This is a genomic window from Occallatibacter sp. (genome assembly GCF_049802275.1).
Lineage (GTDB): Bacteria > Acidobacteriota > Terriglobia > Terriglobales > Acidobacteriaceae > Telmatobacter.
The window spans coordinates 1-6535 of the sequence record NZ_JBARMD010000183.1 but is presented as its reverse complement, the minus strand read 5'-3'; the positions used below and the strand labels follow the sequence as shown (position 1 = coordinate 6535).

The following is a 6535-nucleotide window of genomic DNA, read 5'->3' as shown; positions in this document are numbered from 1 at the left end:
GGCAGAACATTGCCGTCGCCGCATGGACCCGGACCATCCTTCTGCAGGACTCAGCAAACGCCGCAAAGCTCTCGCCGTCGCTGCCCAAAGAGATCCGCGACACCGCCGGTTCCAGCATCGCCTTCCCCGCCAACCTCGCGATTCTGCGCAACCCCGGCATTCGCCCTTACCTCGAAACCGGAATTCCCCGCGTGGCCAGCTACAGCTACTTCGATAACCTGCGAAACAACTGGTGGTGCAAACCGTGGGGCCAAAGCCAGTATTCTGGCGAGGCAAAGCCAATGCCGATTCCCAACGTGGGCTTCCTGCCTGCAGATGCTTTGTCCCGTGCCGACTCTGAATATCAACAACTCCAGCAGCTTCCTGACTCTGTCGTCGTCATCGGTCAGAGAGTGATGGACTACGCAAAAGCCCACCCCGACGACTCCAACATTCCCGAGGCTCTCGCGCTCGTGGTCCGCGCAGGTCACTACGCCTGCCAGCCCTATTCAGGATCTGATAAATCCGAGTACACTCCCATAAGTAAAGCGGCCTTCGAGATCCTCCACCGTCGCTACCCAAAGTCGCCGTGGGCCCTCAAGACGCGCTATTACTACTAGATTTTGCCCGCCATCAGTGGACGGGCCACCTAATCTCATCCAAAGCGTAAAAGCGCGGAGCGCCGCCGCTTTGCCGATTGCCCGCGCGCTGGTAAACTAAATAAGTCGTGGGGCTGTAGCTCAGCTGGGAGAGCGCCTCGTTCGCAACGAGGAGGCCAGCGGTTCGATCCCGCTCAGCTCCACCAACTCTCAAAAACCAATCAACGAAACGGTCCTTCGCTCCGCTCGGGATTTCGGTGCGGCTCGACGCCCGCAATCCGGCTCAAGTTCGGTCCCGCTCAACTCCGCCAAGTTCCCTCCGCCTTTTCACTCAAAGCAATTGAGCCGATTCGGGAAGGCCTACGGCTGCACCCAGTCCAGCGCGTATATATCCTGCGTCCCTCGATCCCGCAGCAGAAGTGGCGAGCCATCCGGCGCTACCGAAACAGCCCCCCCGCCAAGCCCCGTCAGCACAAAATCCTTCAGGTCCACAATGCGATCGACTTTTCCATCCGGGACTCGAAACCGCTCCACCGACCCATTATCGGAGAGATCCTTCGCGTAAACATACTGGCCATCGCGCGACCAGTTCAACCAGCTCAGTGTCCCGCTCCCAATCTGTTTCCAGCTCTGCGTCTTGAAATCGAACAGCATCAACTTACTTGAGTCGCTGGTCATGGCGACTATGTAGCGGCCATCTGGAGACCAGCGTGGCGAAAACATTCCTTGCGAACCGGGCAGCGGCGAAGTTTTTTCCGTTTGCACGTCCAGAATCTTGATCGCGGGACCACTGTTCCGAACAATCGCGTCGTTCGCATCCCCGGCGTAAGCAATCTGCTTCCCATCTGCCGACCAGGTCGCGTCCTGCTCGTTCTGCTTGTCATCCGGAATCAATTCGCGCGGAGTGCCGCCCGCCGCCGGAATCTCGTACATCTTCCCCGGCTTCGTCTGGCCACTCGGAAAATCGAAGAACAGGATCGTCTGTCCGTCTGGAGACCAACGCGGCAATACAGGCTTCACCGGAGGAAAAGTCAGCTGCACTCGATTCGTTCCATCCGCATTGCTCTTCCACAAATCGCCCTGCGGATATGAAACATACGCTACCTGCTTGCCATCCCGCGATGCGTCCACCCAGTCCGCAGATATTCCGCCAAGGAAGAGCGAAGGCTTGCCTGTTTTCACGTCGAACGACGTCAGCTCGCCTCGAAAAGTCATTCCCACAACAAACAGCTTCTTCCCATCCTTGCTCGGCAGCGGCGACTGCAGTTGCATAGGGCTCGACGTCAATTGCATCGGCTTTGCCCTTCTCTGCAGGAATCGGCTCTCGCCCGCGAGCGCCCAGATCTGGCCCTCCGACTGGAAAACGAAGTACCTTCCGTCCGCCGTCCACCTGCCGCAACACTCGTTGGTGTTTTGCCATTCAGGAATTAGCGCAGTCGGTTCCGACCCCTTGGCCGACACCTGCCAGATCGATCGCTCCCCCGCCACCACGCTCGTTCCGCTTTGCGATATTTCTTCCGTTTCGACCTGCACCCTTGAACCATCCGGAGAGATTGCCAGACCGGAAACAAGATTCCTCATCGTCGTCAGCTTGCGTATATCGCTCCCATCCCCTTTCGCCAGGTAAACGTCTGCGTCCTTGCCAAACGCCAACAGCTTCCCGTCAGACGACCAAGCGGCAACATGCCCCGCTGCATCTCCCAGGCGTCTCGGCGAATCCCCAAGAACTGGCAAGCTCCACAACGACCCCGTCGCCGGATAGCCGCTTCCTTCCACCACCAGAAACGACGAACCGTCCGGCGAAAGATCCACCGGGAACATACTCGGCGCCGGCATGGCAATTCGTGTCGACTCGCCGCCCGTAACAGGAACGGCCACAGTATCGTCAACGCCCGAATCGACGACCGTCAAAAACAGCCGAGATCCATCAGAACCGATCAGCGACTTCTGCAACCCGTCATGCGTCAATTGGACATAATTGGCGACCTGCGGTGCTGGCATGGGCCGCAGCCACGTGTACGCAACCACGGCAAGTATCACGAGCACGGCCGCGCCAATCATGGCAAGAAATCTGCGCGACAAAGGCGCCCGCTTGTCTTGGACCTTGTAATTCGAGGTGTACACAGACTGCACAGGTCCCGCCGCCGCCTCCAGCGCAAAACCCAGGTCCGACGCCGATTGAAACCGCTGCTCCGGATTCTTCTCGAGGCCGCGTTGCAGTACCCTCTCGAGTCCCGGAGGCGCATTCGGCATCCGCTGCGCGAGTGGCGTTGGCTCCTCGTTCAGAATCGCGCTCATCGCATCGATTGATGTTGCCTTCTGAAACGCCCTTTGCCCCGTCAGCATTTCGTAAAGCACCGCCGTGAACGTGAAGATGTCGGATCGGCGATCCGCGGACTGTCCGCGCACTTGCTCCGGCGACATGTAGCCCATCGAGCCCATCAGCATGCCCGCCATGGTCTGCACTTCGTGCGACGATTGCGCCAGCTCCGACTCTTTCGGCTGCGTCAATCGCGCCAGTCCGAAATCCAGAATCTTGACTTGACCATCCTTGGTAAGAAAAAGATTCTCCGGTTTCAGATCACGATGAACAATCCCCTTTTCATGCGCCGCCGCCAGCCCCTTCGCAATCTGGATGCCGTAGTCCACAACCTTTCTCACCGGCAGAGCCCCGCGCTTCAATCTGTCGCGCAGCGTTTCGCCTTCCAGCAATTCCGATACCAGGTATGGAGTGCCCTGGTGCATCCCCATCTGGTAAACCGCCAAAATGTTCGGATGATTCAGCGCCGCCGCCGCCCTGGCCTCTAGTTCAAACCTGCGTAACCGGTCTGACTCGGCCGTCGATAACCCCGGCAACACTTTGATGGCAACATCGCGATTCAAGCGCGTATCGCGTGCGCGATACACCTCACCCATGCCTCCCGAACCAATAAGCACAATGATTTCGTAGTGATCGACGGACTGGTGTGGACTGAGAGGCATCTCGGCGATTATATCGTTCCGGCCGGTGAGCCTGCGTCTCTAAAAAAATCGAAGGCGAAGGCAAAACCCACCTTAAATCCCTGTCTTTTGAGTCGTTGGGTGATGGTCACCGTCTGCCTTCATCGGCCTCGTCGTTCATTCTCTCTGCTCCGTCGCCGCTGTATACTTTAGGCGGTTCCTGGCGCGTTTTGGCTCTTCTTGACGAGTCCCGTCATGGCGATAAGAAAAGGCGTAGCAAGAACACTTTTGCACACGAGGTAATGGTTGCCGCAAATATTGTCCCAGCCGGAGTCCAGGACAGCAGAGATCAAGCCGCTTTGCGTCGACCTGGATGGAACCCTGGTCAAATCGGATACGCTGATCGATTCTCTCCTGGTACTGACTCGTACTCATCCCTTCATTCTGCTGCGCCTCCCCGGGCAGATTCTGCGCGGCAAAGCCGCCTTCAAGGCAATTGTCACGGATCATGTTGCTCTTGACGTCGCGCACTTGCCCTATAACCGCAAGCTGCTGCAGTTTCTTCAGAAGGAACATTCTCAAGGGCGCGAGATCTATCTCACCACGGGAGCCGACGCCCGCCTCGCACAACGTGTTGCCGATCACCTTGGTGTCTTCCGCGAAGTCCTCGCCAGCGATGGCACCCATAATCTGACCGGCACCCGGAAACTCGCCAGCCTGCGTGATCGATTCGGCGCCGGCGCATTTGTCTACATTGGTAATGACACTCCCGATCTGCCTGTGATGGCTGGCGCCGCTGAATCGATGGTCGCCAATCCGAGCCGAAGACTGCGCATGAAGCTGCGCGCTCAGGGTATTACTCCTTCACAGGCATTTGAGGAGCGGAGAGAGCCCTTGCGATCGCTCATCAAGGCGCTCCGGCCCCATCAGTGGGCCAAGAACCTGCTCATTCTTCTTCCACCGCTGCTTGCTCACAATCACTCGGTGCGTCTGCTGTCAGCGGCGCTCCTGGCGTTCTTCTGTTTCTGCTGCGTGGCTTCGGGAACATACATGTTCAATGACCTGCTCGACATTGAAACCGACCGGCGCAACCCGAAGAAGCGCTTTCGCCCGTTTGCCTCAGGCGACCTCTCGCCTGCCGCTGGTCTCGCGGCAATTGTCTTGCTTCTCACACTGGGCTTTGCCGCGGCACAGTTTCTTCCCGCCGCGTTTTCTTTCTGGCTACTTCTCTACCTCGGCTCGACACTTCTCTATTCCTTTTATCTGAAGCGCATTGCCCTCATCGACGTGATTGTCCTTTCCGCCCTGTACACTCTGCGCCTGCTCGCCGGAGGAGCCGCAGCAAACACACCCATCTCCCATTGGCTGGCCGGATTTGCCATCTTCCTGTTCCTTTCCCTTGCCATAGTCAAGCGCTTCGCGGAGTTGGAGAACCTGCGGCTAACCGGCATGCAACTGAAAAACGACCGCGGATATTTAATGAGCGACATCGAACAGATTCGCGCCTTCGGAACCGCCAGTGCATTTGCCGCCGTCGTTGTTTTTGCCAACTACATCAGCGGTCCGGATGTCACCGCTTTGTATCACCACTCGCCGCGCCTTTGGCTCATCGTGCCCTGCATGGTTCTCTGGCTCTGCCGTGTGTGGCTTCTGGCCTCCCGCGGAGAGCTGAACGAAGATCCGGTGGCTTTCGCCCTTACAGACGGTGCAAGCCTCGCAATGGGCGGAGCCGTCTTGGCAATCGTGCTGCTTGCGATGTGACCTCGCGAATGGAAGGATAGTCAGCAAATCGTGCATTTCAAAATGCCAAATGGAAAGACCCAGCCATCCTTTCAGTCATGGGGCCGCTATCCACAGGTTGACGCAGAACTCATTCCATTACATTGGACCTCCGACTTCCCGTTGTCTTCCTCCACCGGTAAATCCATGCTGCCAGTAGGCCTGGGTCGTAGCTACGGCGACGTTTGTTTGCTCCAGGACGGCACGCTCCTCGGTTCCGCAGGCCTCTCTCGCCTGATTGCCTTCGACCCCCAGAGCGGGTTGCTCCGTTGCGAAGCAGGCGTCAGTCTCGCCGATATTCTGGATTTCGCCGTTCCACGCGGATGGTTTCTCCCTACCACCCCTGGGACAAAATTCGTCACTATCGGTGGCGCTATTGCCAATGACGTTCATGGAAAGAATCACCATGTAGCCGGAACGTTTGGATGTCATGTACCGCGCTTCGAACTGGTGCGCTCCGATGGGTCTCGCCTTGCATGCTCTGAGACCGAGAACTCCGAATGGTACCGCGCAACGATCGGCGGTCTCGGGCTCACCGGTCTCATTACGTGGGCGGACGTGCAACTGCGCCCCATAGTCTCCCGCAAAATCAATTACGAAGGAATCAAGTTCGTTGGCATCGAAGAATTCCTGGCCATCTCGCAAGAGTCAGCTCAAACCGAATACACCGTTGCCTGGATCGACTGCGTTGCACAAGGGCGCAACTTCGCACGCGGCATCTTCATGCGCGGTTCGCATTCCTCACGCGCCGAACAGCTCGTGCCGTCCAGCAAGCCGCATCTCACGGTACCCATCGAAATGCCCGCGTCCCTGTTGAACCGTTTCACCGTGGGCGCGTTCAATACTCTGTATTACCATCGCCAGTTGAGCACGCGAAAATCTGCGGTTGTTGACTACGAGCCTTTCTTCTATCCACTCGATAGCATTCACCATTGGAATCGCATTTATGGCCGCCAGGGCCTGCTCCAGTTCCAATGCCTGCTGCCCGAAAACCGTGACCCCGCCGCCGGCACAATCGAGCTCCTTCGCGCCATCTCCGCCTCCGGCCTCGCATCCTTCCTCGCCGTCATCAAGGTCTTCGGCAGCGTTCGTTCCCCGGGACTGCTTTCATTCCCGCATCCGGGCATCACACTTGCCCTCGATTTCCCTGTGGGTCGCGGGGCAAGTTTCGCCCTGCTCCATCGCCTCGGCTCGATCACTCTGGAGCACGGCGGCCGCATGTATCCTGCAAAAGACGC

4 protein-coding genes and 1 tRNA gene are annotated in these 6535 nt (G+C 58.0%); 4 read left to right on the top strand and 1 reads right to left on the bottom strand.

Features of this window, described 5'->3' with window-relative positions; translation table 11 throughout:
• Together WA354_RS06145 and WA354_RS06140 are read left to right on the top strand one after the other, a co-directional pair.
• A partial coding sequence (locus WA354_RS06145; protein WP_472812128.1) for a hypothetical protein occupies positions 1 to 599 on the top strand: 599 nt, incomplete at its 5' end.
• Between the two features lie 109 nt (positions 600 to 708).
• A tRNA-Ala gene (locus tag WA354_RS06140) sits at positions 709 to 784 on the top strand.
• Between the two features lie 154 nt (positions 785 to 938).
• Here the strand turns inward: WA354_RS06140 and WA354_RS06135 are convergent.
• Positions 939 to 3560, bottom strand: coding sequence for a serine/threonine-protein kinase (locus WA354_RS06135; protein WP_472812127.1), 2622 nt, complete (start codon positions 3558 to 3560; stop codon positions 939 to 941).
• A 264-nt stretch (positions 3561 to 3824) separates the two neighbouring features.
• On the opposite strand from WA354_RS06135, the gene WA354_RS06130 reads away from it, so the two are divergent.
• Together WA354_RS06130 and WA354_RS06125 are read left to right on the top strand one after the other, a co-directional pair.
• On the top strand, positions 3825 to 5279 hold the full coding sequence (locus WA354_RS06130; protein WP_472812126.1) for a UbiA family prenyltransferase: 1455 nt from the start codon (positions 3825 to 3827) through the stop codon (positions 5277 to 5279).
• Positions 5280 to 5321: 42 nt separating this feature from the next.
• Positions 5322 to 6535, top strand: a 1214-nt coding sequence (locus WA354_RS06125; RefSeq protein ID WP_472812125.1) for an FAD-binding oxidoreductase, incomplete at its 3' end; no start/stop codon positions are given.